Origin of the sequence: Nonomuraea sp. NPDC050783 (assembly GCF_040802095.1) — a bacterium.
Classification (GTDB): domain Bacteria; phylum Actinomycetota; class Actinomycetes; order Streptosporangiales; family Streptosporangiaceae; genus Nonomuraea.
Map to the genome: position 1 here is coordinate 38,966 of NZ_JBFAHK010000026.1, position 25,864 is coordinate 64,829.

At 69.8% G+C, this 25,864-nt stretch carries 21 protein-coding genes; 3 read left to right on the forward strand and 18 right to left on the reverse strand.

Translation table 11 applies throughout. From position 1 onward, the window contains the following. The 5 genes from AB0H75_RS42600 to AB0H75_RS42620 all read right to left on the reverse strand — a co-directional run bounded on the left by AB0H75_RS42600 (nucleotide 1) and on the right by AB0H75_RS42620 (nucleotide 4,369). A complete protein-coding gene (locus tag AB0H75_RS42600) occupies nucleotides 1-219 on the reverse strand; it encodes a phosphopantetheine-binding protein (RefSeq protein ID WP_367806271.1) in 219 nt (72 codons plus the stop codon). Next, nucleotides 197-1,291: a hypothetical protein gene (locus AB0H75_RS42605; protein WP_367806273.1), complete on the reverse strand. Its 1,095-nt coding sequence runs from the start codon at nucleotides 1,289-1,291 to the stop codon at nucleotides 197-199. The genes AB0H75_RS42600 and AB0H75_RS42605 overlap by 23 nt, the downstream gene beginning before the upstream one ends. A gap of 56 nt (nucleotides 1,292-1,347) precedes the next feature. Continuing rightward, nucleotides 1,348-1,950, reverse strand: coding sequence for an O-methyltransferase (locus tag AB0H75_RS42610; protein WP_367806275.1), 603 nt, complete (start codon nucleotides 1,948-1,950; stop codon nucleotides 1,348-1,350). Nucleotides 1,951-2,169: 219 nt separating this feature from the next. Then, nucleotides 2,170-2,859, reverse strand: a complete 690-nt coding sequence (locus tag AB0H75_RS42615; RefSeq protein ID WP_367806277.1) for an O-methyltransferase — start codon at nucleotides 2,857-2,859, stop codon at nucleotides 2,170-2,172. A gap of 244 nt (nucleotides 2,860-3,103) precedes the next feature. After that, nucleotides 3,104-4,369 carry an MFS transporter gene (locus AB0H75_RS42620; RefSeq protein ID WP_367806279.1) on the reverse strand — a complete coding sequence of 422 codons (1,266 nt, stop codon included), beginning with the start codon at nucleotides 4,367-4,369 and terminating at the stop codon, nucleotides 3,104-3,106. Nucleotides 4,370-4,552: 183 nt separating this feature from the next. Between AB0H75_RS42620 and AB0H75_RS42625 the strand changes: the two genes are divergently transcribed. Further along, nucleotides 4,553-6,325: a condensation domain-containing protein gene (locus tag AB0H75_RS42625; protein WP_367806281.1), complete on the forward strand. Its 1,773-nt coding sequence runs from the start codon at nucleotides 4,553-4,555 to the stop codon at nucleotides 6,323-6,325. Here AB0H75_RS42625 and AB0H75_RS42630 read toward each other — a convergent pair. From AB0H75_RS42630 to AB0H75_RS42640, 3 genes are all read right to left on the reverse strand, one after another. Next, nucleotides 6,209-9,430, reverse strand: coding sequence for a BTAD domain-containing putative transcriptional regulator (locus tag AB0H75_RS42630; protein WP_367806393.1), 3,222 nt, complete (start codon nucleotides 9,428-9,430; stop codon nucleotides 6,209-6,211). The two genes, AB0H75_RS42625 and AB0H75_RS42630, sit on opposite strands and share 117 nt — an antisense overlap. Continuing rightward, the gene (locus tag AB0H75_RS42635) at nucleotides 9,427-9,690 is read right to left on the reverse strand and encodes a hypothetical protein (RefSeq protein WP_367806283.1); all 264 of its coding nucleotides are present in this window, start codon (nucleotides 9,688-9,690) and stop codon (nucleotides 9,427-9,429) included. Before AB0H75_RS42635 ends, AB0H75_RS42630 begins: the two co-directional genes overlap by 4 nt. 635 nt (nucleotides 9,691-10,325) lie before the next feature. Next, nucleotides 10,326-10,463, reverse strand: coding sequence for a hypothetical protein (locus tag AB0H75_RS42640; RefSeq protein WP_367806285.1), 138 nt, complete (start codon nucleotides 10,461-10,463; stop codon nucleotides 10,326-10,328). A 398-nt stretch (nucleotides 10,464-10,861) separates the two neighbouring features. On the opposite strand from AB0H75_RS42640, the gene AB0H75_RS42645 reads away from it, so the two are divergent. Both AB0H75_RS42645 and AB0H75_RS42650 read left to right on the forward strand, forming a co-directional pair. Continuing rightward, the gene (locus AB0H75_RS42645; RefSeq protein ID WP_367806287.1) at nucleotides 10,862-11,461 is read left to right on the forward strand and encodes a dihydrofolate reductase family protein; all 600 of its coding nucleotides are present in this window, start codon (nucleotides 10,862-10,864) and stop codon (nucleotides 11,459-11,461) included. Nucleotides 11,462-11,607: 146 nt separating this feature from the next. Beyond that, nucleotides 11,608-12,171: a dihydrofolate reductase family protein gene (locus AB0H75_RS42650; protein ID WP_367806289.1), complete on the forward strand. Its 564-nt coding sequence runs from the start codon at nucleotides 11,608-11,610 to the stop codon at nucleotides 12,169-12,171. A 246-nt stretch (nucleotides 12,172-12,417) separates the two neighbouring features. Here the strand turns inward: AB0H75_RS42650 and AB0H75_RS42655 are convergent, their stop codons facing one another. The 10 genes from AB0H75_RS42655 to AB0H75_RS42700 all read right to left on the reverse strand — a co-directional run bounded on the left by AB0H75_RS42655 (nucleotide 12,418) and on the right by AB0H75_RS42700 (nucleotide 25,799). Beyond that, nucleotides 12,418-12,855, reverse strand: coding sequence for a hypothetical protein (locus tag AB0H75_RS42655; protein WP_367806291.1), 438 nt, complete (start codon nucleotides 12,853-12,855; stop codon nucleotides 12,418-12,420). A 10-nt stretch (nucleotides 12,856-12,865) separates the two neighbouring features. Beyond that, nucleotides 12,866-14,161 (reverse strand): hypothetical protein, encoded by a 1,296-nt coding sequence (locus tag AB0H75_RS42660; protein ID WP_367806293.1) that lies wholly within the window; start codon nucleotides 14,159-14,161, stop codon nucleotides 12,866-12,868. Nucleotides 14,162-14,166: 5 nt separating this feature from the next. Continuing rightward, a complete protein-coding gene (locus AB0H75_RS42665) occupies nucleotides 14,167-14,418 on the reverse strand; it encodes a hypothetical protein (RefSeq protein ID WP_367806295.1) in 252 nt (83 codons plus the stop codon). Nucleotides 14,419-14,427: 9 nt separating this feature from the next. Continuing rightward, nucleotides 14,428-16,524, reverse strand: a complete 2,097-nt coding sequence (locus AB0H75_RS42670) for a transglutaminaseTgpA domain-containing protein (protein ID WP_367806297.1) — start codon at nucleotides 16,522-16,524, stop codon at nucleotides 14,428-14,430. A 218-nt stretch (nucleotides 16,525-16,742) separates the two neighbouring features. Further along, nucleotides 16,743-17,894, reverse strand: a complete 1,152-nt coding sequence (locus AB0H75_RS42675) for a DUF58 domain-containing protein (protein ID WP_367806299.1) — start codon at nucleotides 17,892-17,894, stop codon at nucleotides 16,743-16,745. Continuing rightward, the gene (locus AB0H75_RS42680) at nucleotides 17,891-18,871 is read right to left on the reverse strand and encodes an AAA family ATPase (protein ID WP_367806301.1); all 981 of its coding nucleotides are present in this window, start codon (nucleotides 18,869-18,871) and stop codon (nucleotides 17,891-17,893) included. Before AB0H75_RS42680 ends, AB0H75_RS42675 begins: the two co-directional genes overlap by 4 nt. 14 nt (nucleotides 18,872-18,885) lie before the next feature. Further along, nucleotides 18,886-20,370 carry a serine/threonine-protein kinase gene (locus tag AB0H75_RS42685; RefSeq protein WP_367806303.1) on the reverse strand — a complete coding sequence of 495 codons (1,485 nt, stop codon included), beginning with the start codon at nucleotides 20,368-20,370 and terminating at the stop codon, nucleotides 18,886-18,888. Between the two features lie 74 nt (nucleotides 20,371-20,444). Further along, on the reverse strand, nucleotides 20,445-24,752 hold the full coding sequence (locus AB0H75_RS42690) for an FtsK/SpoIIIE domain-containing protein (protein ID WP_367806305.1): 4,308 nt from the start codon (nucleotides 24,750-24,752) through the stop codon (nucleotides 20,445-20,447). A gap of 25 nt (nucleotides 24,753-24,777) precedes the next feature. Beyond that, nucleotides 24,778-25,041, reverse strand: coding sequence for a WXG100 family type VII secretion target (locus AB0H75_RS42695; RefSeq protein WP_367806307.1), 264 nt, complete (start codon nucleotides 25,039-25,041; stop codon nucleotides 24,778-24,780). A gap of 80 nt (nucleotides 25,042-25,121) precedes the next feature. After that, the gene (locus AB0H75_RS42700; protein ID WP_367806309.1) at nucleotides 25,122-25,799 is read right to left on the reverse strand and encodes a hypothetical protein; all 678 of its coding nucleotides are present in this window, start codon (nucleotides 25,797-25,799) and stop codon (nucleotides 25,122-25,124) included. Nucleotides 25,800-25,864: the final 65 nt, after the last annotated feature.

Genomic DNA, 25,864 nt, shown 5'->3' on the forward strand with positions numbered 1-25,864 from the left:
TCACTCGGCGTTCGCCATCGTCGCCACGAATTCCTTCATGCTGGCCGCGGACAGCAGGTCGTCCAGGGAAACGTTGTATCCGGCCTCCCGCAGCCCTCCCAGCAGGGAAAGAATTCCCAGCGAGTCGAGACCGAGCTCGAATACGTCTGCCGACATGTCCGTCAGCTCGCGACCGGTCACCGCGTGGAACTCCTGTTCAAGAACCTTGCGCGCCTGCATCGTCGGCCTCCTTTGTCGCGTAACGCCGATTAGTCATATCGCCGCGATCACGGCCCATCGGCTCCTTCCTGCGCTCCGCGTCCCTGAAGCCGGCGAGTCGACAGTCCAGCGCGTCCGTTACCGTACTTATCTGTTGCCTGATGACCTCAGGAAAGTCGGCCATCAGCCGGTGCAGCGCCGAACGGTCATTGTTCTGCTTTGCACTGAATACCGCCACGGGCAGAGCAGAATAGAATCGGAGCACCCTGCTGTACCGTTCGCTGACATAGCGTCGCCAGAGATCATCGCCGAGCAGCGTCTGCAACCTCTCGGACATCAAATTGCTGTGCTCGAACAGCGCCCGCGGGGCATGGAGATCGAGCCCCGTATCTTGGGGCGGTGTGTCCAGGAGCTCGTCCCGGTACGCTTCAAGCGCCGCTACGCCGTACAGGCGACCGTCCGGCATGACCAGACCCTGAGTGGCTCGACCCGGATTCCCGGAAGCGAGGAAAAGCTCGAGCTCGGCGACCACGAACCGCGGGTCGAACCGGTAGGACGCCGTCGGATTGAATTTGTAGAAAATGAATGATCGCGTCCACGGGTGGTCCGCGTTCGCGCAGGATTCGTAAGCAGCGTCGAGCTCCGCCCATGAGACCCGGGTGGTCTCGAACCGAATCGACTCGTCGTATCCCAGCAGGTGCGCGATCCCCGCATCACCGTCAGATCCGTGGACGAGAACGTCATGATGACGAGAACTCTTCCCGTACGTCGGTCGTCTCGGGACGAAGAACTCATCGACGAACGCGTAGACATACCAGCCGTCGAGAAGCTGCGCGTGCACGAACTCGGCGAAGCTGCGGCCGATCCATCTTTGCATCCACTCGCGGTCCGCCTTGATGGTGTGCAGATACGGATTGGCCGCGAAATCATAGGAGTAGAAGCACAGCGATGGGGACTCCACCGGGTGTTCATCATAGGCCAGGTGTATGAAGTTCGAGAGGATCCAGTCACGGTTCTGGGGAGCGTGCGCCTCGATGATGGAGACCGGGTACGCATACGGCTGGTAGGCCCGGATACTGGGATTCGTGGTCACCGGCAAAATCGTGCGGCGACGCCGCAGCTCCCCCACGCGTTCCGCCGCTACCCTGTTCACCGGTATTGTCCGACTGCCCATGCGCGCTCGGCCGGTCCCTGAATGCGGTCGACGGCAAGCGCGTCGGACATGTACTCGAGCGGGGTGACGATCTCGTCGCGGACCGCTTCTTCCCATGCGGCCGCCGGGCCGATTCCCCACTTGAACCAGGGAGTCAGGTCGTCGACCACGAGCGTGGCGCCCGGCTTGGCCAGCCGCCGAGCGTTCGCGATGTCCGCCTTCACACACGAGTACTCGTGGCCTCCGTCGATGAAGACGAGATCGAAACCATCCGTTGGCCGGGGCGCCTGAAAGGCTGGAACCGTCTGCGTGGAGTCCCCGTAGATCAGGTGATGGCGATCCGGGTAACGAGAGTCGATGAACTCCTTCGCCGACTTGACGGGAGCCTCGGTGTTGATCTCGAAGGAGGTGACCTTCGCCTGGGGAGAGCTCTCCAGGAAGGCGATGCTCGAGTAGCCGATGTTGAAACCTATCTCGGCTATGGAACGGGCTTTCCGCGCACGCGCCAGATACATGAGATAAAGGACCTGAGCCAGGCAGCTGATTCCGTCGTCCAACGCGGTTCCGTGCTCCTGTGCATGCCGGAATATGTCCTCCATGAGCGATTGAATACGTGTTGAATCGCTGATCCCCGAGTCGGGAAAAAGGGCGGACCTGAGTCCCGTGGAAGGCATCGACATGTCCATATGGCAATGTTGGTTTTGAGGGCTTCCGCTGTCAACACTTCGGTGCTGCCGGCGCTGGGCGACTTCAGAAGAGCCGTCATAAAAAATTCCCTACCGAGGTACCCCCGGTAGGGAAGCTTGCCGGTTCTCAGCTCACCGGTATTGTCCGACTGCCCACGCGCGCTCGGCCGGTCCCTGAATGCGGTCGACGGCAAGCGCGTCGGACACGTACTCGAGCGGGGTGACGATCTCGTCGCGGACCGCTTCTTCCCATGCGGCCGCCGGGCCGATTCCCCACTTGAACCAGGGAGTCAGGCTGTCGACCACGAGCGTGGCGCCCGGCTTGGCCAGCCGCCGAGCGTTCGCGATGTCCGCCTTCACGCACGAGTACTCGTGGCCTCCGTCGATGAAGACGAGATCGAAACCATCCGTTGGCCGGGGTGCCTGAAAGGCCGGAACCGTCTGCGTGGAATCCCCGTGGACCAGGTGATGGCGATCCGGGTAACGAGAGTCGATGAACTCCTTCGCCGCCTTGACATGAGCCTCGTTGTGAATTTCGAAGGAGGTGACCTTCACGGAGGGCGAGCTCTCCAGGAAGGCGATGCTCGAGTAGCCGATGCTGAAACCTATCTCGGCTACGGAACGGGCCTTCCGCGCACGCGCCAGATACATGAGATAAAGGACCTGGGACAGGCAGCTGACCCGGTCGTCCAATGTGCTTGCATGATCTTCCGCATGCCGGAATACGTCCTCCATGAGCGATTGGATACGTGACCGATCGCTGACTCCTGAATCGGAGAACAGGGCAGACTTGAGTCCTGCCGGAGGCATCGACATGTCCATGCCGCAATGGTGGCTTTCGAAATCTACCGCCGTCAACGCTTTGGTGACGCCGGCGCCGATGCAGCCTCGAAAGAGCCTTCCCGCGTGGCACGCGGTCGGTTTCCGAGGTAGCGGAACGTCGCGGCGGTTTTGTTGTCCTGCCTGGCAGGACAACAAAACTGCGGTGTCCGGTTGACAGCTCTCCGGCTGACTCCGCGGCCGCTGATGAGCGCGTGCGGAAACACGCAGAGGCGGGGCGTCGTGGTCACCCCGCGGGTTCAGCCTGTGCCGTCCGGCTGGTGCCGGCCGGCTGCCCGCGTTCGTTGAGCAAGGCGGTGACGGCGATCAGGCCTGCTAGCGCGATGAAGGATCCCAGGCCGATGACCCAGCGCGGGCCGAACCATTCCGCCAGCACGCCGCTGGCGAGCATGGCGACGAGCGACACTCCGGCGTAGAGGGCGGCGGTCGTGCCGACGATCCGGCCGCGCAGCGAAAGCGGCGTGCTGAGCAGCAGCCAGGTCTGCCCGCCCACCCAGGAGATGGTGAAGGGCAGCCCGGACACGACGAAGGCGATCAGCGCCAGCGGCAGCGACGGCCAGATCGCCAGCGCCACGATCGCGCCGTTGGAGATGGCGGCGCCGAGCAGGACGGGAAGACGGTACCCCAGCCGGCGGACCACCGTGCCGATCACCGGGCCCGCGATCAGGGCCGAGACGGCGAACGCGCTGTTGACCAGGCCCATCTCCCCGGATGTGGCGCCGATCACGCCCAGCATCAGCACGGGGAACAGGGAGGACAGCGGCCCCTCCTTGACCGCGTCAAGGAGTTGCAGGAGTACCAGGCCCCGGACGCGGCGACTGCGTCGGAGCATCGCCAGGTACCCGTCGCCGCCGCCTTCCTCGCCTTCCTCGACCGGGCCGCCGGCGGCCGGCGTCTCCCGCCCGGAGCCCCGCAGGAGCAGGCTGAGCAGTGCGGACAGCAGCATCAGCGTCGTCACCGCGATGGCTGTCCAGCGGAATCCGGCCCATCCCATCATGAACCCGCCGAGTACCGGCCCAACCAGCCTGGTGGCATTGGAGGCGAACGAGTTCAGGCCGTTGGCTTCGGCCAGGTCCTCGGCGGTGACGTAGTCGGCGACGAGGACCTGCTCGGCCGGGGTGTAGAGCTGCTGCACGACCGCCTGGGCGAACACCGCGCAGATGAGGCCGAGCGGCGAGTCGGCGAGGGCGAAGAGGGCCATCAGTATCGCCACCCGCAGGAAGAGCGCGATCCGTATGATCCGCAGGGGGGCGCTCCAGCGGTCCGTGACAGTCCCGGCCAGGTGCCCGAAGGCTACCCCGGCCACGGTCGGGGCCGCCGCGAGCACGGCGGTCCAGACCGGCGAGTGGGTGAGCTGGTAGAGATGCACGCTCAGGGCGATGCCCACACCCGATCCCACCAGCGACGAGACCAGGTTGACGACCAACAACGTCCCGAAGCGTGGATTCCTCATCAAGAACCCGATCGGTTTGACCCCGTTGTCGGCGCTCACCTGGCCGCTCCTCTCGGAAGGATGACCACATCAGCCATACGCGAAGACGTAATCGTGTGTCAGTCATGATGGCAAGGTATGTCTCTTGCTTGTTGACGGTTACAGATGCCTGCGTTAGAACTAGCCGGAGTCGATGGACAAACCATCATTGTTTGCACTCCGTGAGCGGCGTGGAGAGGTGGTATGTCGGCCATCAAACTTACACCGCAGGCTTCAGTGCCCGTACATTTCTCGGCCGGGACCGCTCGGCAGGGTCCACTGACCATAGGCCAGCTCAACATCTTGAAGTGGATTGATGACTTCAGTTCGAGAGAAGGGCAGCCGTATCCCACGGTAACGTGTGCTGTCAGTCTGAGTGGAACGGCGAGCGTGGAGGATTTCACTGAAAGCCTTGCCCTCCTGATCGCCCGCCATGAAGTGCTGCGGACGTCCTTCGTCACCGGACCGCAGCCATATCAGCGTGTTTCCTCCGCTGGCACATTGATGGTTGATGTCTATGCGCTGGAAGGCGGCCGAGCCGATCGCGTTGACGTTGAAGCCGAGCTCGCCAAGTATCTGGAGAGCACAGCCCCGACACAGCCTGCCGGCCGGCGGCTGGCCGGCCAGCAGTTGCGAGTCGCCCTGGCCACGAGCGCCGACGTGGTATGCGCGTGCCTCCTTGAGTTCTCCCACATGGCTGTGGACAGGACGGCTGCGCAAATCCTTGAGCATGAGCTGGCTGAACTGATAAGCGATTCCGCTGCTCGGGTCATAGGGCCGCCTCGTCATCAGCCTTTGGACCAGGCGGAGCTGGAGCGCTCGGAGCGTGAATGTCAGAAACGTCGTAGAACGCTGGAGTACTGGAGCAGCAAGCTCGCCGTGATGCCCTCGCCTCTCTACCTGACGCCTTCTGCGGGGTCCGGGCTCACGGAGGCGAACGCTGACGACACGGTGGGCGTGTACATGTCGTCACCAGCCACCGCACTGGCCGTGCAGTGCGTGGGCGCACGCACGCGGACCAGCCGGTCCAGCTGCCTGCTTGCCGCGTTGTGCGCCGTGCTCTCCCTGCGTACCGGCTATCGCGAGATAGTCTTTCCCGTGATGCCCTCGAACCGCTTCGAGCGCCACCTCTACGACTACGTCGGTACGCTTGCTCAAACAGGCATCGCCGCCATCGATGTCGGCTCCGCGAGCTTCGATGAACTGGTGAGGCAGGCATGGCGTGGCATGCTGGAAGGCTGCATGCACGGCGTTTACGATGCCTATGAGCTCGCGAGAATAGGTGATCGCATATCGCATGACCGCGGCGTCTATTTCTGCTTCGATGCCATCTACAACTGTAGTGTCATCGAAAGCGGTGTGCCCGCGGAGGAACGTGCGCCATCGGCCGAGTACATGACCGCCATGATGGGCCGGACCCAACTGCGCCGTTACCCGATGCCGTACCGGCTGGCGACACCCGTCCGATTCGATGTTTCCAGGCTGGAAGGCGAGGTGGAACTGTGTGGCTGGAGTTCCGACGTCGGCCGGGTGCCGGCGGAACACCTGACGTCGTTGCTGCAGGCCATTGAGCGTCTCCTGGTAGCGGCGGCCGACGGCAACCTCGATCACGAGGGCATGATCGATGTCCTTGAGCTGGAGCCGGTCCACCGGGACTCGAACTGGGTAAAGACCGATGTCCAGTGGGTCGAGCTGTCGGAGATCCAGAGACTCCTCGATGACGCGTTCGCACCGGCCAAGGCGCGGATTTTTTCACAGGTAGCCGGCGAACCGCTCGTGGCGTATGTCGAGGCTTCCGATTCCGTCCGTACGCCGGAACAAGCCCACGCACGGTGCATGGCTACGATACCCGCACATCCGTCAGCGATGACGCCGCGCTATTATGTCATATGCGAAGCAATTCCGGTTGGCACTGACGACCTCATCGGCTGGCCGGCCGGGACAAGCGCAGGGACGGGAAGGAGCGCGGGCGTCTGAATATTCGATGCCGGTCCAATGAGGCGCTGCGAAATCGATCGCCGCGGTGAATATCCGACGCCATGCAGGATCCGCATTCCTGGTGATATCAAGAGCCTCGCGACGGGCTGCGTCCGCGGCCCTCGGGTTTCCCGAATGCGCATCGACGTGGGCCTTGAACTCAAGGAACCTGGCACGAAGCACCGGAACGGGGCCGGTCTCGCTGAAGGTCACCAGCGCCTCGCTGATCAGGGTGGCGGCGCGCTCCCAGTCCCCGACAACGACGCAAAACTCAACGAACGACAGCAGCACCCGGCCACTGGCAAGGCTGCCGGCCATGCCACGCGACAGCTTGAGCGCGGCACAAAGGGCGGCCTGCGCGGACTCGTAATGTCCCTGGCGCGTCCTGAGTGAGCCGAGAGCGGCCAACGCGTGCGCCTCGCCCACCATGTCACCGCATTCCCGCAGCCGGGCCAGTACCCTGGTGAACGACTGCTCGGCTTGCCGCCAGTCGCCCGTGCGGAGGTAGAAGTCACCGAGCCGGTGCTCGACTTGGGTGGCTACGCGCAGCGCCTGCGTGGCGCTCTTGGCAACCGCCTGGTCCAGGAGCATTCTGGCGTCGTCCCAGAGTTCCCTGTCCATGTGGATCTGCGCCATGTTGCTCAGCGCGTCCACCTCGCCTGCCTGGTCACCGGCGAACCGGCACTCGGCCAGCGCCCGCCGGTAGCCCAGCAGTGCCTGGTCGAACCGACCGGCCATTCGGTCAGCGAACGCGAGTGCACCGAGAGCCTGTGCCCGGCCGGGCACCTCGCCGAGTTCCTCGAAGAGGCGAAGGGCGGACTGGAGGTAAGAAGGGGCGTCCTTGAAGCTACTGTTGAGCATCATCGTCCCCAGCGAGCAGAGCAACGCGGCCTCACCGCGCTTATTGCCTGTCCGCCTGACGGCTTCAAGCGCTGTCTCGTGCGTTCGCCGCCAGTCCTCGATCCGGTGATCGGATTCAAACAATGGGGCCAGGCCGACAGCCAGCCCCCAGCACACCTCGTCCAGTCCGAGTCGAGCTGCTTGGGTGACGGCGAGAACCAGTCCCGGGCTCTCCAGCCGGAGCCAACCGAACGGGTCTTCCACGAGTTGATCGCGCACCTCGGCCGGCAGCGTCCACAACGGCGCGGCACAGCGCAGCCCGTAACTGCCGTAGACCCGGCGGTGAGCGTCAATGGCTATGGAAAGCCAGCAGGACAGCAGCCGGGACAGTGCGGCAATGCGCTCGCTCGTCACCTCGTCCGCGACCAGCCGCTCCAGGGAGAAGATGCGAACCAGAGCATGCAGCCGGAACCGGTGCCGGCCGGTGTCGTCAACCCTCACCTCGACGAGGCGAGCCGCGACGAGTTCGTCAAGCACATCGGCTGCGGAATCAATGTCGGCATCGAGCAGCGGAGCGCTGACCCAGGATGCGAAGTCCACCGGGCCAAGGAGTCCGAGCCTGGTGAACAACTGCCGCGCACCCGGGCCAAGGCCGGCGTATGAGGTGGCGATCGTCGCCCTGACGCTCATGTCACCGAGGGTCAGCTCGTCAAGTCGCCGAGTTTCATCTCTGAGGCGGGAGACCATCTGCCCGATGCTCCAGTGCGGCCATTTCACGAGCTTGGCGGCCACGATCCGGACGGCGAGTGGCAGGCACTCGCACAGCCTGACGAGTTCGAGTGCCATATCGGACTCGACAGTCACGCGCTCAGCGCGAACTATCTTGCTGAGCAGCTCGACGCAGGCCGCCTCGTCCAGATTGTCGACATGAAAGTGCAGGGCGCCGGGCAGGCTGGTGAGTGGATAGCGGCTTGTGACGATCATGCAGCAATTCGGGTTCCCCGGCATCAGCGTCTTGACGCTTGCCGCGCTGTCGGCATCATCGAGCAGGATCAAGACCTTGCGTTCGCCCAGCCAGCTCCGGTAGACGGCCATCCGGCTCTCCAGCTGCTCCGGAAGTGCTGCCGGGGGGAAGCCGAGCGTGCCGAGCAGCTTGGCCAGCAAATCCAGTGGGTCGCTGCGATGGCCGTCGCTGCCCTGGAGCTGAACGAAGATCTGGCCTTCGTCATACAGGTGCTGGACGGCGTGCGCCACGTGGAGGGCCAGGGTCGTCTTGCCGACTCCTCCATTGCCGTTGAGGCACACGACAGGCATGTATCGCCGGCCTTCCGCCGAACTCGATTGGGAAAGCTTCGCGATAATGATGTCGACCATTTCCGCTCGACCGGTGAAGTCGGCGATGGTCGGCGGAAGCTGTCGGGGGACAATGGTGTCGATCTTGCCTGTGAATCCCGATCCGAGGCCAGCTCGGGGCGTGATCGTAGGCGAGTTCTCCCGTTTCAGTATGGACTTGTGCAGCCTGTCGAGCTGGTCGGACGGCTCCAGACCGAGTTCCTCTCTGAGGATAACCCGGATCTCCTGGAATGATTCGAGGGCGTCCGCTTGCCGGGCCGACCTGTACAGGGCGGTCATGTGCAACGCTCTCAGCGACTCGCGCAGTGGGTAAGCTCTGACGAGCTCACTCAGCTCGGCCACGAGCTCGTGATGCCGATCGAGTTTGAGCTCAAGCTCGATACACTCTTCGATGGTCCTGATTCGTTCCTCTTCAAGCCGGATCGCCATCGTTCTGACCACTCCGCTCTCGACGTCTGAGGCGACCGTCGTGCCGCGCCAAAGCGCGAGCGCGGCACGAAGCTCGGCTGCCGCATCCCTGGTCTTCCCGGCAGCGGCCAGCTCCCGGCCGGAGTTGACCAGCCGGCGGAACACAGCGGAGTCGAGCGACTCGGTGGGAATATGGATGGTATAGCCCAACAGACTGGTAGCGATAACATGATTGTCACCAAATTTTCGCAGCTGACGCCGCAGGGCAGATATGCAGGTATGGATCTGGCCCTTGGCGGTGACGGGTGGATCCTCTCCCCATATCGCCGCAGTGATTCGGTCGAGCGATACGAGATTTCCTTCCTGCATGAGCAGCATCGCCAGTATGATCCGCTGGCGGCCATTCGGAAACTGCAGGGCCGTCCGGTCAAGTGAAACTTCGAGCGAACCAAGGATCCTGAAATGCATAGCGTGGTGCGTCGCCGGGGATTTCGACGTCATCATGCGCACGGTCGGAGGTCGATCTGACAGTTCGGCGGATCGGTGGTCGCCTTCTTCAGCCGGATGCGCCAGCCGCTGGTGTGCGAAAACCTGTCCGCCAGGAAGATGAGGTGATGGCCGGGGATCGGGGTGGACCAGGGAGGATCGTGTTCCGTCTTCATGGTGCAGTCGCCCTTTTTCCATGCGCAGACCACGCTCAGCAAGCTCGCCCCCGCGATAGCGGCGACAGTCACCAGTGCGCGTATCCGGGATCGACTTGTCATCGGGCCGGTCCTTTCCGGAGTCAAGAGTGGACCCCACCCCGATGTGGACGGTCGCCAGATGAAGGTATGCGCAGCCGCGCGTCGGAGTCTTCGTAAGTCCCCACGAAACCGGGACACCGGGCCGTACGGCTTTGCCACTAGACGTAAACCGGTTTATGGCTTCGGTCAAGAGGTCAGGTGACGTCAGCGGCGCCCGTCAGATAGTGGGCCCGGCCCTAATCGTCGAGCTCGAAGGAGGCTTTGGGAATGACGCGGACCACACCAGAGCGCGGGGCCTGCCGCAAGGTCGCGGACCAGGCGTCGACGTGCGGCCGCCGAGCCGCCGGCTGCGCGACGTCGCGGCCCTCCAGCCCAACCTGTTGGGGTGAGATCGCGGCCACCGCGTCAAATCGCTCATGATCAGACGGAAAGCCGACAACGTAATGTTGCTCTTCATCCGGAACACAGCAGGTCAGAGGGCTTTGAGTGCTCACGGTTCTGCGAAACCCGCACGATCAATATGATATATGAGTGCGAACACTTCCATAATCCAGAACCGTACAGCCGCGGTGGCAGGACCGGGCCGACAGTGAGTACGTCTTCAAATGGGACTACGCCCGGGTCCGATGAACCGCCGCGAGACGTCGGCCTTTCCGTCAGGTGCAGCAAACCGCCAGGCCCCGCCACCCGGCCATCAAAATCACCGGTCCGGCGGCGTAGGCCGCGACCACGGGCGCCATCACGCTGTCGACGATGACCGTGGCCTGGCCGGCCGATCCGGACGTGTAGCTCACGCCGTCCACCACCGCCTCCGCGACCAGAGCCGGCGCTGAAGTGCTCGAAACAGCCTCCACTGCCGATAGACACGCAGGTCAGCCGGAGTGCTCCCCGCGCACGCGGGGATAGTTCAGAGTGCTGGGACAATGGCGTAAAGGCCCACGCTTTCCCGTACGTGTAACGCCAGAATGTCGGCGGCGGTGACGAGCTGCGTCTCCACCTCGCAACGTCCGGAGAATCACGGCGGGTGCTCTGGTGGGGTCCCGTTCGGTCGGGGAGCGATGAGTTCGCCGATCGTCGGTGGTCTGACTGTCCGAAGGCACACAGCGTACGAGCTGCGCCCTCTGTTGGGCTTCAAGGCGCCGTCGACTCGGTGAGCCGGCGGGGCCTGAGCGACATGACAAGGAGTCTGATCATGACCGTGAGCGCCAGCTTCTGTATGTCCCTCGACGGGTTCGTGGCCCGTCCGGACAACAGCGTCGGCCCTCTGTTCGACTGGTACTCAGGCGGTGATGTCGAGGTGGCGATGGTCGGCTACCCGATCACGTTCCGGGTCGCCGCGGCCAGTGCGGACTATCTGCGGGCGCAGATGGACTTCGCCCGAGACAGCGCGTTCGTCTGCGGCCGGCGGGTGTTCGACTACACCGGCGGCTGGGGCGGCAACCCGCCCGGCGGCGGACGCGCGTTCGTGGTGACCCATCGCGCGCCTCCCGCGGACTGGCCCGCCGAGCGGCTGGCACCCTTCACGTTCGTCCATGACGGCGTGGCCGGCGCGATCAACCAGGCCAAGGCCGCCGGGGACGGCAACGTCGGCGTCTCCGGCCCGAACATCGCCCAGCAGTGCCTCAACCTCGGCCTGCTGGATGAGGTCCGGATCGATCTGGTCCCCGTCTTCCTCGGCGAGGGCACCCGCTACTTCGACAACATCCAGAACGAGAAGGCCGAGCTCGAACGCGTCGAAGTCGTCGAAGGCGCAGGCGTGACACACCTGCGCTACCGCGTGCACTACCGCTGACCGCCCTGCACCCGCCAGAGGGCCACAGCCGCCGGGTCCGTGGAATGGCCGGTGGCCGCCCTCGTCAGGTGGTAGCTGGTGGCCCAGAATCAAAGCTTCCGGCGCTTCGGACATGATCCGTCAGAAGCGAGACTTCAGGAGGAGAAATGTCCAAGTCTGTACTCGACATGTCGATGTCGCTCGACGGGTACGTCTCCGATCTCGACGACTTCCTCGGCGGTGAGGACGGCGAGCGGCTGCACAAGTGGGCCGGCGAGCCCGGCAAGCCGTCCGAGCCGGTCAGGGAGTTCCAGGACGAGTGGACCGCGGCCGGCGCGGTGCTCGCCGGACGGCGGACCGCCGAGCTCATGGACCACTGGGGCGGCGATCACAACGGCCTCCCGATCTTCGTACCGAGCCACCGGCCGCCCGGTCCCGCCGCCCGCTGGGGCTATCCGATGGTGACGTACGTGAACGATGGCATCGAGAGCGCGATGGCGCAGGCGAAGGCCGCCGCCGGGGAGCGGGACGTGCAGGTGCGGGGCGCGTACACGGCGCAGCGGGCGCTTGAGGCTGGGGTGCTGGACGAGGTGCAGATCCATCTGATCCCGGTGCTGCTCGGCCGCGGCCACCGGTTGTTCGACGTGCTGCCGTCGGAGATCGAGCTGGAGGTCGTGCGGGTGATCGACACCCCGGAAGCCACCCACATCCGTTACCGCGTCCGTCGCTGAGCCGGCTCACGGCACGTGCCGGCGACGGGTGGTCACAGGCGCGAGCCGGTCGGCGGCCCGCCACCCCCGCGCCCTTGAAGCTCTTGCGGCTGCGCCCGCCCCACCGTCAACTCCACCCGCCGTGTGTGCTCTTCCTCGCAGGACGCGCCGGGTGCCGGACCCTCCTCTCTCCGCCGGACTCTCGTGAGACCGGGGAGCGAGGAGCCTTTCGGGCAGTCGGCCCGGCCTTCTGGGTGAGTCCAGGTCCTACTCGCAGGCGAACGAGGCGAAGATGTCCGCGAGTACATCCGGTTCCCCGGCGAGCTGGGTGCCGAGGAGGAGGTGGACGGTGCGGAGGCCGCCGGGAGACCGGTCGGGGCCGCCGATCGCGAGGGAGAGGTGGCGGAAGGCGCGGCCCTCGACGGTGACGGTGGCCTCGCGCAGGGCGGCCGGGGTGAGGGGGGCGAGGATGGAAGGGGCGTTCAGGTCGAGCAGGGCCTGTTCGGCGACGTCGTCCAGGGGGACGTCCGAGGGCAGGCGTTCGGCGAGGACCACGACGTTCGGGCGGAAGCCGGAACGTTCGGGGCCGAAGAAGGCGATCAGGGCGCCGGGCGGCTCGACCGCCGTCCAGCCGTCGGGGACGCTGATACGGAAAGGGCGCAGGCCGGGTGAGACCTCGTTGGGCCAGGGCACGGTGACGGTCATCCGGACACCCTCATCCGAACATCTTGGTCAGCTTGACGAGGTCGCCGGGCGCGTCGCGGATCGACTTCATGGCGTCCACGGCCGGCGTGGCGATCTTGCCCACGTCGATCTCGACGCCGCCCTTGAGCTTGGCGCCGGGGCCGAACGCCAGCCCGGCGGCGGCCTGCAGCTTGAATGTGCCGTCATGGAAGCTCGCATCGGCCTTGGCGGAGGCACCCGCACCGAACTGGATCTCGCCGCCCGCGCTCGGCTTGACGCCGCCGACGTCCACGGCCACGTCGGCGCCCCCTTTGAAGCCGGTGAAAGCTTCGCCGCCCAGCGCGGCGCGGGCGCCGTCACGGCCGGCGCTGAACTCGCCGTTCGCCGACGCCTCGGCGCCCGCCGCCCGCGCGGAGAGGTTCCCGGTGACCTCGGCGGGGCCCAGCTTGCGTTTCAGGCGCGCGTCCCCGCTGAGCGCGTACGCTTCCGCCTTGGCCTCACCGGCGAGGCCGTAACGGGTGCCGATGCGGCCTGCGCCGCCGGAGAGCTCGAACGCGCGGCGGCCCACGGCGAACCGCGCGTCGAGCTCGCCGAGGGTCCCTCTCATGCGTGTCCCGCCGTCGAGCAGCGACCCGTCCTTGCCGTACTTGCCGTACAGGAAGGAAACCAGCGGTGAGCCGGGCGAGAGGCCGTTCCGCTGGAGGCGGCGGAGCTCCTGGGGGGTGAGGCCGCGGCCCGCCGTGGCGAGCCCGCGCGAACGCATGTCCTTCGACGTGAGCGTGTCCTGGAGGCGCGGGCCCAGCAGGACCTGGCCGGGCGGTACGGGCAACGCGCCCAGGACGGCGGCGCCCTGGCAGGTGGCGGCCAGGGCCCTGAGGGCGCGGGCGCGCTCGCGGGCGGCTTCGTCGTGATGGCGGCGGGCCCTGCGTACGTCCCGTTCGGCCTCCTCGACCTCGTGCTCGGCGCGGACGCGGGCGGCCGGCTCCACGGGCTCGGGGAGCGCGGCCAGGCGTCGCCGGGCCTCGGCGAGCCGCCGCTCGGCCCGGTCGAGCCGGGCGCGGGCCTGCTGCTCCTCCTCGATGGGGGCGACGGTGCGGCGCAGGGCGTCGGCGACCTCCTCGTGGGCGGTCCGCGCCGTGACGAACGCGGCCCGCAAGCCGTCCAGGGTGGTCAGGAAGCGGCTCGCGCACGGGCCGACGAGGGCGCCGGCGGTCAGGCCGGCGGTGGCGGTACCCAGGGTGGTCACGGTGCCGTGCAGGCCCCGCGCCCGGTTCCCGTTCTCCTCGGAGGCGCTCATCATCGCGCCGGGAGTGGCCGGATCGTGCACGGCGATCAGCCGCCCACGATCCGGAACGCGAGCGCGGTCAGGTCGGCCTGCCGCGCGGTCAGCCGGATGATCTCCTCAAGCCTGTCGAGGTGGTCGGACCAGCGGGCCGCGAACTCGTTCAGCGCGGCGTCCGCTGCCCCGTCGCCGGTCGCCGGCCGCCCGTAGCGCGTGGCGGGCAGGCCGGCGGCGGCGCCGCTGAGGTGGGTCCCGATGGTGGTGAGCGCGGCCGGCTGGGCCGCGATCCGCTGTGTGGTCATGCATGCACGCTAGAAGCGCGCCGGGCGCCGCGACATGGGAAACGTTCCCCATCGCGGACGCAGCGCGGCGGCCACTCTGCGCCTGAGCGGCAGCGCCGTACGCGCCTGGGCCCGCACCTCGTCGGCCAGCGCCCAGGCCCTCTCGCCCTCCGCCTGGCCGACGTGGGCGGCGGCGTACATGGCCTCGTTCACGAGCCGCACCAGCTCGCCGGTGGCCCGCGCCGCACCCGGGAACCGGCTCGCGGCGAGCCTGGCCGCCTCTCCCGCGGTGGTCGCGGCGCTCAGGCGAAGCCCCGCGTCGGAGTAGCCCGCGAGCGTCTCCCGCCAGGCCGCCGCCACTCTCCGCCGTGGGTCCGCCGTACGGCGTCTGCGGCTCCGCGCGAGCCATTTGAGCAGCGGTACGGCGACGGGGGCGATGACGAGCAGACCGGCCGCCGCCGGCAGCGACCAGGGCCAGATCGGGGCGTTGCCCGGGTGCGGTGGGCGCCGGCCGGCGGAGGTGTTCCCGGCTTGGTCGGGTTTCCGCCGGTCGTCGTCGGCCGGGGGTGGAGGCTCTTCCTCGGACGGTGTCTCTGCCCGCTCCTCGCCCTCCTTGCGTGGTGTCGGATCGAAGGGCACCCAGCCGGACCGGGCGAAGCGCACCTCCGCCCAGGCGTCCACGTCCCGCTCGGTGATCCGGTACCGGTTCTGCTTGTCCTCGTTCGTCCGGAAGCCCACGACGACGCGGACGTCGTAGCCGAGCGAGCGCGCCAGCACCGCGAACGCGGAGGCGTACTGCTCGGCCGTGCCCGTCCTCGTCTCCAGCAGGCGGTGGATGTGCCAGTTGCCGTGGCCGCTCGGCGGCTTCGGCCCGGTGTGCTCGGTGTATTCGCCCTTCGCGAAGTGGTCGGCGAGGCGGCGGAGGGCCTCGTAGCCTGGTTCGGTGCCGGCGATCTTCCTCGCCGGGTCCGCGAACTGGCGTACCGCCACGTCCTGCTCCGGTTTCATGGCCGGTGCGTCCGCCGCGAGTGCTCGCGGGTCGAGGTCCGGGACCAGGCTGTGCACGACGTAGTCCGACGGCGGCGGCCGGTCGGCGGGGGTGACGAGGTCGCCGGTGTCCGGGTCCACGCCGAGCCCTGCGATCGACACCCGGGTCGGACGGCCGCTGGAGACCAGCAGGCCCAGATCGCCGGCCTCGGTGACGTGCACCTCGTCCTTGACGACCTTGCCGCGGGTGTCGGGCTCGGGGAGGAGGGTGCCCGCCCGCCAGAACGTTCCCAAGGTGGTCCAGTAGATGCCGTCGTACGCGGACAGCGTGGCATATCGCAGGCGGGTGACCGGGTGGTCGGCGGTGACCGTCAACCGTACGCGGGTCCGTCCCGCGTGCAGCGCGGGGAACTGGGACAGCGGGCTGGACGCCTGCCGGGGCTCGACGGGCCGGGGCAGGAGGTCGCGGGCATCCACCGGGCGTGCGGGCACCGGGAGCGCGTCGGGCAGGAGCAGGCTCGCCGCCACGCCGGACGTCATGAGGAGCGCGGTCGCCACCGCCATGAGCGCGAGCCGGGGGCGTCGGCGGCCCGGGTGAGGCGGCCGATCGCCACGCGGCCAGGCGCCGAGGAGCAGGAGCACGCCGACGGTCAGCGCGGCGACCGGTCCCAGCCAGGTCGCCGCCCCCGCCGAGGCCGACACGGACAGCCCCGCGCCGGTGCTCAGCAGGGCGACGGGCAGTGCCCACGCCACGGGTCTGCCGCGCAGGATCGGTTCGGCCGCCGCGAGGGCGGCCAGCCCGGCGAGCAGCGCCACCGTGGCCAGTTCCGCGCCCTCGGGTTCCAGCGGCGGGATGGAGGTGAGCAGCCGGTACGGGCCGCTGAGGACGTTCGAGGGGATGACGACGGTCAGGTACGCGGCCAGGGCGATCATGCCGGCCGTCAACCGGGTGACCGGCTGGAGCCTCGTCAGCAGGGCGGTCACCAGGCAGGTCCCGGCGGTCACCAGGGCCGCGCCGACGGTGGGCGGCAGGTAACGGGGGTCGGCGAGCGCCTCGGCCGGGGTGCGTCCGAACGCGCCGGCGAACGCCACCACAGGCAACGCCCCGACGACGGACGCCAGCAGACCGCCCGCCACCATGAGGACGACCGGCCCGCCGGGGCGACGCGGCCGACCCGGGTGTCCAGGGCGATCCGGCCGCCCCGAACGGCCCGGCCGACTCGGGTGAGGCGGGCGGGCGCCCGGGACCGGGCCAGCATTCGGGACCGGGCCGGCATTCGGGATCGGGCGGGCGTCCGGGATCGGGCGGGTGCTCCCCACGGCGCCGGACCCGCCGTTCGTGTTCCGGAGCGGCGTTCTCATCCCCGCCCACCCCCCAACCGGCTCACGGCCTGCACGGCGTCCCCGGCGCCGGCCGCGCTGACCATGGTCACCGCGCCCCTGCGCACCACCCCAGGAGCCGCGGCGGCGGGATCCAGCCGCACGATCAGCAGAAGCGAGAACCGCGCCGCCTCGGCGGCGAAGCGCGCCACGACCGCCGGATCCGTACCTGTGACCAGCACCAGTTGCCCTCCCGACGCGACCCGCCGGACGGGCGCGTGCACGGCGGCCACTCCGAGTCCTTCGCCACGGCGGGCGGCCGCGAGCCGGTCGAGCGGGCTCCGGGCACCCATCCGGGCCAGCTCGGCGGCGTCCTCGCCCGCGACCGCCAGCGAGACCCGCGCGTGCGCGGCCACGACCGAGGCGGCCACCTCGACCGCCTCCTCGAAGGCGTCCTCGTCCAGCACCTCCGCCCGCGTGTCGAGGACGACCGTCACGGCGGGCTCGCTCGCGTCCACCCGCTCCTGCACCAGCAACGTGCCGGTACGGGCGGCGGAACGCCAGTGGATGAGCCGCGGGTCGTCCCCCGGCTGATACTCGCGCAGCCCCTCGAACGTGCTGGTGCCGTGGGGGGTGTGGCCGCCGGACTGCCCCTCCACCTCGGGGCGCGTGCCCAGGGGAAGCGCTCTCAGCGGATGGATCCGCGGGTGCACCCAGAGGGCGGACGCCGCGACGGCGGTGCGGCGGCGGACCGCGAGCCCGAGCGGATCGCGGCGTTCGAGCTGGAGAGGGCCGTGGGTGAGCAGGCCGCGCCGATGCGTGGGTACGGCGTACTCGGTGGCGGCCGTCCCGCCGCGCGCCGGTGGCGTGATCACCGCCCGGACCCGCTCCGCGCCGACGCGGTCCGTGGCCTCGACCCACCCGAGGGGCGGCCTGCCCTCGTTCCTCATGGAGATCACGCAGGTGACGCTCGTGCCCACGGCGACCCGGTCGCCGCTCACCGTGCGGCCGGCGGTGAGCCGGTCCGGGACGCACATCATCAACACGGCCACCACCACCAGCGCCGGTGCCGCCGCCCCCAGGCCCGCCAGCGGTGGGTAGCCGCCCGCCAGCCCGGCGGCCAGCACCGCGACCCCGCCCGCGAGCACGGCGACGCCCGTGCCCGTCAGGACAGGCGGCCGAGCGCTCACCGCGCCCCTGCCGGCACCGGCACGACGACGCCGGACATGACCTCGTTCACCACGGCCGCCGTGGTGAGGCCGTCGATCTCGGCCTGGGGCGTGAGCACCAGGCGGTGGGCGATCACCGCTTCGGCGACGGCCTTGACGTCGTCGGGGGTGACGTATCCGCGCCCCTCCCCCGCGGCCCACGCCTGGGCGGTGCGTACGAGGGCCAGGCTGCCGCGCGGGCTCATGCCGAGGTGCAGGTGCGCGGCGCTACGGGTGGCCTCGGCTATGCGGGCGACGTACTCGGCGACGGCCTCGCCGACGTAGACGCGGCTGACGTACTCGATCATCCACCGAACCTGGTCGATCTTGACCACGGGCTTCAGCTCGGGTGGGGCCCCGGTGCGCGCCCTGCCCATGATGAGGTCGCGTTCGGCCGCGAGATCGGGGTACCCGACGGCGATGCGCATCAGGAAGCGGTCGAGCTGCGCCTCCGGCAGCCGGTAGGTGCCCTGGAGGTCGATGGGGTTCTGGGTGGCGACCACGAGGAACGGGGTGGGCACCTGGCGCGGCCGGCCGTCCACCGTGACCTGCCGCTCCTCCATGACCTCCAGCAACGCCGACTGCGTCTTGGGAGAGGCGCGGTTGATCTCGTCCGCCAGGACGATGTGCGCGAAGGCGGGACCGGGCCGGAAGTCGAACGCGCCGGTCTTCTGGTCGTACACGGTGGTGCCCGTGATGTCGGTCGGCAGCAGGTCGGGCGTGAACTGGATCCGGTGCCAGCTCACGTCGATCGAGGCGGCGACGGCCTTGGCCAGCGTGGTCTTGCCCACGCCCGGCACGTCTTCCACGAGGAGGTGCCCGCCGGCGAACAGGCACGTCAAGGCCATCCGTACGGCGTGCGGCTTGCCGGACAGAGCGCGTTCGACGTTGGAACGGAGCGCGGCGTACGCCGCGGCGAAGTATGCCCCGGGATCGGCGTCGGTACTGGCGGACAACATTCTTCCTCTCCGTCTTACGGCTTCGTCGAGTCGCGGCCGTCGGCCATCCGGCAGACCGGCTTGGCCGGAGGCGGCACAGGCTTGTCGTTGAGTACGAGCACCTCGACCGTGTAGCAGTGCCACGTGCCCGGATCGAGGTCGCGTTCCACGTACGGCGGCGCCTGGCCCGCCCGCAGCCAGACGCTCCTGCGCGTGCTGGTGAGGCGATAGCCCTGGAAGCCGGGCACCGACGAGACGTCGTCGAACATGATCCGGATCCGCCCCCGTGCCGGGCTCTTGACGGTCACCGGGATCGAGTACAGGCGGGACGTGGGCGTGGGCCTGGGGGTGGCCGTGGTGGCGATCGGCTCGGAGGGGGGCAGGCCGTACCAGAGCCCCGCGGCCGTGGACGCCAGCATCACCGCGGCGAGGCCCGCGACGACGGGCCACCGCCTGCGGCGGCGCGGGGGCGGCGCGGCGGGTGCCTCGGGGAGGACGGTCGTGGGGCCGCTGGTGGTGAGCGTCCCGGAAGCCCCGGCGGGTGACGACGCGCCCGCGGGTGGCGCCGGTGGAACGGCCTGAGGCGCGGCGGGCGAGGAGGGTGAGGCAGGTGGAGGGGGCAGCGGGGGTGGTGCGCCCGGTGGCAGGCCGCCGGTCCCGCCGAGCAGAAGGACCAGGTCACTCGCGGAAGGCCGCCGGGCGGGCTCCTTGTCCAGGCAGGCCGCCACGACGCGCCAGAGGTCGCCGCCGATCTCGGCGGGCTGAGCGGGAGGGTCGTTGATGTGCGCCTGTAACAGCGCCCCCGACGCCTCCTGCGTGAACGGCCGCCGGCCGGCGAGTAATTCGTAGGCCATCACGCCGAGCGCGTACACGTCCACGGCGGAGGTCGGCGGACGGCCCAGCGCGACCTCGGGCGCGAGGTAGGCGTGCGTGCCGACGAAGGTCGCGTGCGCGGTGATGTGCTGCCCGTCGGCGACGTGGGCGACGCCGAAGTCGGTCAGCCGCCCCCAGGGGGCGCCGTCGCGCCAGGTGACCAGCACGTTCTCGGGTTTGACGTCGCGGTGCACCACGCCTGCCGCGTGGATGGCCGCCAGCGCCTGGGCCACGTGGCCGAGCAGGGTGACGGACCTGTCGCGGTCGAGGACACCGCGGGCGAGGGCGTCGCGCAGGTTCTCGCCGGACACCAGCTCCATGACGATGGCCAGCATGCCGCCACCGGCGACGATGTCGTGGACGGGAACGACGTGCGCGTGGTCGATCGACGTCAGCACCATGCCCTCGCGGACGAACCGGGCGACGGCGGCGCGGTCGGAGGCGTACTCCTGCCTGAGCACCTTGATGGCGACGAGACTTCCGTCGGAGCCGCGGCGGCCCTGCCACACCTGGCCCATGGCGCCCTGGCCGATGAGCCTCTCCTTGACGTAGTCGCTGCGCAGCGGCACCGGCTCGGGCAGCGGGGAGCCCGACGGAGGCATGGTGGGCAGCTTGGCCGGATCTTTGTCCGCCGGATCTTTGTCCAAGGTGGTCGTGTCCTCAAACGGAGCCGAGACGTGCCCCCTGGAGGGCACAGCGGTCGTACTATAACCGGCCGCGCTCATCGGGCAGTCGCCAATTCATCCAGGGGAACGTGAATGGGTATACGTCTCCCGGGCACCACCAGAATCCCCCGTCCTGGGGGCCACACGCCGCGCCGCGCCGGCAGCTTCACGTCGAACAGCTCGCCGTCCACCGGCGAGGACGGGGCGAGCAGCAGCCCGGTACGCGCCCGCCGCATCGTGGCGAGCCAGCCGCGGTAGCGCTGGAGCTGCAGGTCGTCGGTGGTGCCCGCGGCGACGAGCACGTTCCCGGTGTCCCGCGCGGTCCTGGCCAGGTCCTCCAGCGCCGTGGCGGCGCGGCCGTCGCCGATCAGCTCCGCGTCGTCCACGAGCACCGAGCACGGTCCCGGCACCGTGGCCAGCACCTCGTCCAGCCGGTCGGCGCCGGCCGCGCCGGACAACACGGCGGCCACGCCGGGCAGCCCGGCCGGCTCGGACAGCGGCGAGGTACGCGGACACACCAGCACGAGCGGGCGCAGGGCGATGGACCGGGCCACGGCCAGCAGCGCGCCGCTGCGCCCGGTCCGCGGCGGCCCCGCCACCAGGAAGAGGTTGCCGTGGTCGGCCAGATCCACGTCCACGGGGGCGAGCCGGTCGCCACCGGCCCCGAGCGTGCACACGGCGGGCCCGGACGGGCGGGCGGTGACGCGCAGCCGTTCCAGCTCGGCTGACCCGATGGACTCGGGCAGCGGATCGACGGTACGCGGCAGCGCCTCGGCGGGGACGCCGCCGGCGCCCATGACGGGTCCGTGGCCGGGCAGCGCGAGCTGCGTCTCGACCATGCCCGGCACCACGATCGCCCGTCCTTCCCCCATCGAGGCGGGCAGGTCACGAGGGTTCACGCCGTACACGGCGGTGTCCTCGGGGTCGGCGTGGCGCAGCACCAGGCGGGTCGCGATGGCGCCGGACAACCGGTGCGTGAACCCGGAGCGGTCGCTGGCGATCACCACGCCGACGCCGACGGACGGCCCGTGCCGCAGCAACCCGTCGAACAGGTCCACCAGCCGCCCCGCGTCGGTGTCGGCGTGCCGGGCGAGGAAGCCCTCGTACCGGTCCACGACGAGCAGCAGGTACGGCGCCGTGCCCGCGCCCCCTTCGGCGAGCGAGCGCTGGCGCCGCCCGACCTCGGCGGTGAGCAGGGCGAGCACCCGCTCGGTCCGGTCGGTGTCCTCGCCGTCCACGTACGCGCCGCAGTGCGGCAGCCCGCCCAGCTCGGCCAGCGCCCTGTTGCCCTGGTCGAGGACGTACAGGTGCAGGTCGGCCGGGCTGTTGCGGCGCGCCAGGCCGAGCGCCAGGGTGAGCAGCGCGGTGGACCGGCCGCTCCTGGCCATGCCCGCGACCAGAACGGTCCCGGCGGCCCGCAGGTCCAGGACGTACGGCACCTGAGCCTGGCGCTCCGGATGGTCGGCCAGCCCGATCGGCACGGCCAGGGGCCCGCCAGCGGACGCCGGCCGCAGGTCGTCGGCGCTGACCCGGCCGGGCAGCGGAGGCAGCCAGGGAGCGGCGGGAATCGTGGCGCCGGAGCGCCGGGCGGCCTCCTTGACGGCGGCGACGAGCACCTTGAGATCGGTCACCTCCCCGTGCCCGTCGTCGTTCCCGCCGCGATCGGCGGGCGGGCATCCCAGGGTGGCGACGTCCCGGATGCTGATGATCACCTCCCGATCGGCGGACCCCGCTCGCGGGCCACCCACGCGGGCGGTCTGGAACAGCGCCAGGTCGCAGTGACCCGCCCGCAGGTACGCCCGGCCCGGGTGGTGGCGGGAGAGCTTGGCCGCGTCGGGCACGTCGATCACGTCGCCGCTGTCGGCCGCGCTGGTGACGCGCAGGCAGATCCGCAGGTTGAGGTTCGCCCGCAGGTCCGCGCTCACCGCTCCGGCGGGCCGCTGGGTGGCGAGCACGACGTGCACGCCGAGGCTGCGCCCGCGCATCCCGATGCCGGCGACGCCGGTCACGAACTCGGGCACCTCCTCCACCAGCGACGCGAACTCGTCGATGACGATCACCAGCCGGGGCAGCGGCCGGTCGCTGACCGCCCAGTAGTCCTCGATGTCCTTGGCGCCGGCCGCGGCCAGCAGCTCCTCCCTGCGGCGCAGCTCGGCGCCGAGCGAGTCCAGGGCCCGGGTGACCAGGTGCCCGTCCAGATCCGTGATCATGCCGGCGCAGTGCGGCAGGTCCCGGCACTCGGCGAAGGCGCTGCCGCCCTTGTAGTCGACGAGCACCAGGGACAACCATTCGGGCGAGTTCGCCACCGCCAGGCCCGCGATCAGGGTTTGCAGCAGCTCGGACTTGCCCGCGCCGCTGGTGCCCGCGATCAGCGCGTGCGGGCCGTCCCGCTTGAGATCGATGGTCACCGTGCCCTCGGCGTCCTGGCCGAGCGTCACCTCGCTGCCGCGGCCCGCCGCCCAGCCGCGCTCGATCGACCCGGCGGAGGGGTCGGCGCCGAGCCCGAGCAGGTCGAGCAGGCGTACGGAGTCGGGCAGGTCGCCCTGGGCTCCCCAGCGCGCGCCGAGCACGCGGATCGGCGCGAGGGCGTGGCCCAGCCGGGTGGCGTCGCCGGCGGCGAGGCGGTCGAGCAGGACGGAGTCCGCCTCCAGGTCCCGCCCGCGTACCCGGGCGCGGGTACCGGAGTGGCCGGTGACGACGACCGTCGTGCGGCACTCGTCCGGGAGGTGGTTCTCCTCGGTGTCCAGGCAGATGGCGTACACGCCTGACTCGGGGCCGTCCACGAGCAGTTCGGCCAGCCCCGGCACCGAGCGCAGGCGGCGGGCTCCGTCGGCCAGTACGACGAGCCGGCGTCCCGCGGGCGTACTCGCGCGCAGGGTGGCACGCTGCTCCTCCTGCCTGCCCGCGACGATGCGGCGCAGCTCGGCCACGCGGGCGGCGGCCTGGTCGGCGCCGACGGCGATCAGGCGGCGGCAGGCGAGCTCCGGCGTGTGCGGCAACGTGTGCGGCAGCCAGGTGGCCCACTCCCACTCGGCGGCCTCCTCGCTGCCGGTGATGATCACCAGGCCGACGTCGTGAGGGGCGTGCAGCGCGGCCAGCTGGGCGAGCGCCGCTCTGGCCAGGGGCAACAGCTCGTCCCGTGGGCCGGCGAGGCCCAGCACGCCCGCTTCCGCCAGGGAGACGGCGACGGGCGCGTGCTCGATCACCGGGACGTCCGGCTCCTGCTCGCCATGCGTACCGGTGAACGTGACCTCCACCGGTCGCGGCGCCAGGCCGACCCGCAGCCGGAGGAAGTCGGGATCGGCCGGGCGGCGTTCGTAGAGCCTGCTGGTGGGCGCGGCGGCGATCCTGAGGACGCGGCCGGGGTCGGGGAACGCCTCACGTGCGGTCCGTCCCTGTTCCGCGGCGGCCGTGGAGAGGGCGTCGCCTAGCTCGGCGAGCAGGCGGTCGTGCTCGGCGGTGGCCTCGCGATGGTCGCGGCGGCCACCGCGCCTGTCCGAGATCAGGTTCGCCACCATCAGGACCGGTGAGAGGGCGGCGAACGCCAGGAAATACGCGGCGCCGGGGAAGACGAGGTAGGCGGCGCCCGCCAGCACCAGCGGGAGCACGATCGCGATCAGGGGGAAACGCACGGCGCGAGGAGCCTCGGGACGGCGCGGCACGGTGAGCCGGAGCGGCGCGTTCCTGACCGGGAGCCGGGGCGGACGGTTGAACAGGATCCAGCCGTCCTCCCGCACCGGTTGCAGCGGGGCGTCCGCGGAGTCGGCGGCCCTGATGGTGAGGACCGTCTCGCCCATGCCGAACAGCTCGCCGGGTTCGACCCGTACGGGCGCGTCGAGCCGGAAGCCCCGCCAGGCGACGCCGTTGCGCGAGCCCGCGTCGGCCAGCTCCGCCGAGGCGTCGTCTCCCGCGGTCACGGTCGCGTGGTGGCGGCTGACCTCGGGGTCCTCCAGCACCAGCCCGTTGTCCCTGGCCCTGCCCAGCGTCGTCACCGTGCCCGGGCGCAACCGGGCTCTGGCCGCTCCACCGGCGCCACCGACGACTGCCACCTCCAGGCCGCCGGCGGGTTCGCTCGCTTCCGTCTCCCCGGCCGCGGTGAGGGCCGCGCCGACGGGGAGGGGGGCGCGCGCGAGCGTGACCGCGGCGTCCGTCGCCGGCTGGAGGATGCCGGGCGTCAGCCCCAGGGCGCAGGGCGTCAGCTCCGGGGTGCCGGGCGTCAGCTCCGGGGTGCCGCTCGCCCGCTCCAGGGTGCCGCTCGCCCGCTCCAGGGCGGCGGTGAGATCGCCGACCGTGGCCTGTGACGCCGCGTGCAGGACGACCGGGATCTCGCGCCCGCCCGCCCTGACGCGGATCTCCCTTTCCATCGCGCTCGGGTCCTCGTCCGGTCGTTCAGCTACCGGCCTGCTCCAGCGCGTCCGCCCGGCGCCGGATCTCGGTGGCCGCCTCCTGAAGGGCCGCCGACAACCTCCTGAGCGTCGGCTCGTACTCACCGCTCCACGAGGTGCGGAACCTGTCGGCCGCGCCACCGCGCCAGTACGTGCCGGCCAGCTCGTTGCTCAGCTCGCGCAGGAGGGTGTCGACGGTGCCCGCCTGCCGATGGAAGCTGGAGTTGAGCGCGTGGAGCTGGGGAATCTCGCCACCGATGACGGTCATGGCCTCTCCTCGGTCGGTTCTTGGGGTGTGGGCACCGAGGCTAGAAGCGCCGCCCTGGACGACGGAATGGGAAGGGGTCCCTAACGGCGCAGCAGCCGGAGGTCGTCACGGGTGATCAAGCGGCGGTTGATCGCGTACTCGGCCAGGTTGACCAGCGCGTTGTGCCCCATCAGGTTCGGCACGCCGGCCGAGGTCAGGCGGGTGCGCAGGTACTCGATCCGCTTGACCAGCGTCGTACGCGGCCAGCCGAGCCGGGCGGCGGCCGAGGCGTAGTCCTTGGGGTACGGGTCGTACCGTGGCGGCTCCTCCAGATAGCCGCGGAAGAGCGCCACCATCGCCAGCCGGTCCTGGTCGTTCACCGTGACCTCGTCGCCGATCGCGGTCGGCAGGGTGTCACGCGGCGCGGGCAGGGATCCGAGGGCTTCGACCGGCGCCGGCGGCGGGGTCAGCAGCAGATCGTACGGCCGCTTGGTCCCGTCCACCAGGATCTTCGTCGGCTCCTCGATCGCCCGCCGCTTCTGTGGCGCGAGCACACTGCGCAGGCCCAGCTCGTCCACGAGGGTCAGTTTGCACGCGCTCGACCGGTTCGTCAGCCACCAGGTGTCGTTGTCGCGGCCGATGCTGCCCGCGATCCGCGAGATGCCCAGGTCCTCGGGGTCGAGGCAGATCGTGCATTCGCGGTCGCGGCCGAAAGTGAGCTGGCCGCCCTCGGCGAGCTCGACGACGTGACCACCGCTCTCGACTCGCATCGTGGCCATACCGCTCCTCCTCATAGTGGTGGGATTGGGAAGCCTTTCCCATGCCGATTTCCCCCGGCAATGCG

What these genes read in the sequence shown, in the direction of transcription:
- AB0H75_RS42700 (WP_367806309.1), bottom strand. Translation starts at nt 25,799, where the DNA reads ATGGCCACGATGCGAGTCGAGAGCGGTGGTCACGTCGTCGAGCTCGCC.
- AB0H75_RS42665 (WP_367806295.1), bottom strand. Translation starts at nt 14,418, where the DNA reads ATGACCACACAGCGGATCGCGGCCCAGCCGGCCGCGCTCACCACCATC.
- AB0H75_RS42680 (WP_367806301.1), bottom strand. Translation starts at nt 18,871, where the DNA reads ATGTTGTCCGCCAGTACCGACGCCGATCCCGGGGCATACTTCGCCGCG.
- AB0H75_RS42635 (WP_367806283.1), bottom strand. Translation starts at nt 9,690, where the DNA reads ATGACAAGTCGATCCCGGATACGCGCACTGGTGACTGTCGCCGCTATC.
- AB0H75_RS42670 (WP_367806297.1), bottom strand. Translation starts at nt 16,524, where the DNA reads ATGGTGGCGGGCGGTCTGCTGGCGTCCGTCGTCGGGGCGTTGCCTGTG.
- AB0H75_RS42630 (WP_367806393.1), bottom strand. Translation starts at nt 9,430, where the DNA reads ATGATGACGTCGAAATCCCCGGCGACGCACCACGCTATGCATTTCAGG.
- AB0H75_RS42610 (WP_367806275.1), bottom strand. Translation starts at nt 1,950, where the DNA reads ATGGAGGACATATTCCGGCATGCACAGGAGCACGGAACCGCGTTGGAC.
- AB0H75_RS42655 (WP_367806291.1), bottom strand. Translation starts at nt 12,855, where the DNA reads ATGACCGTCACCGTGCCCTGGCCCAACGAGGTCTCACCCGGCCTGCGC.
- AB0H75_RS42650 (WP_367806289.1), top strand. Translation starts at nt 11,608, where the DNA reads ATGTCCAAGTCTGTACTCGACATGTCGATGTCGCTCGACGGGTACGTC.
- AB0H75_RS42690 (WP_367806305.1), bottom strand. Translation starts at nt 24,752, where the DNA reads ATGGAAAGGGAGATCCGCGTCAGGGCGGGCGGGCGCGAGATCCCGGTC.
- AB0H75_RS42645 (WP_367806287.1), top strand. Translation starts at nt 10,862, where the DNA reads ATGACCGTGAGCGCCAGCTTCTGTATGTCCCTCGACGGGTTCGTGGCC.
- AB0H75_RS42625 (WP_367806281.1), top strand. Translation starts at nt 4,553, where the DNA reads ATGTCGGCCATCAAACTTACACCGCAGGCTTCAGTGCCCGTACATTTC.
- AB0H75_RS42695 (WP_367806307.1), bottom strand. Translation starts at nt 25,041, where the DNA reads ATGACCGTCATCGGTGGCGAGATTCCCCAGCTCCACGCGCTCAACTCC.
- AB0H75_RS42615 (WP_367806277.1), bottom strand. Translation starts at nt 2,859, where the DNA reads ATGGACATGTCGATGCCTCCGGCAGGACTCAAGTCTGCCCTGTTCTCC.
- AB0H75_RS42600 (WP_367806271.1), bottom strand. Translation starts at nt 219, where the DNA reads ATGCAGGCGCGCAAGGTTCTTGAACAGGAGTTCCACGCGGTGACCGGT.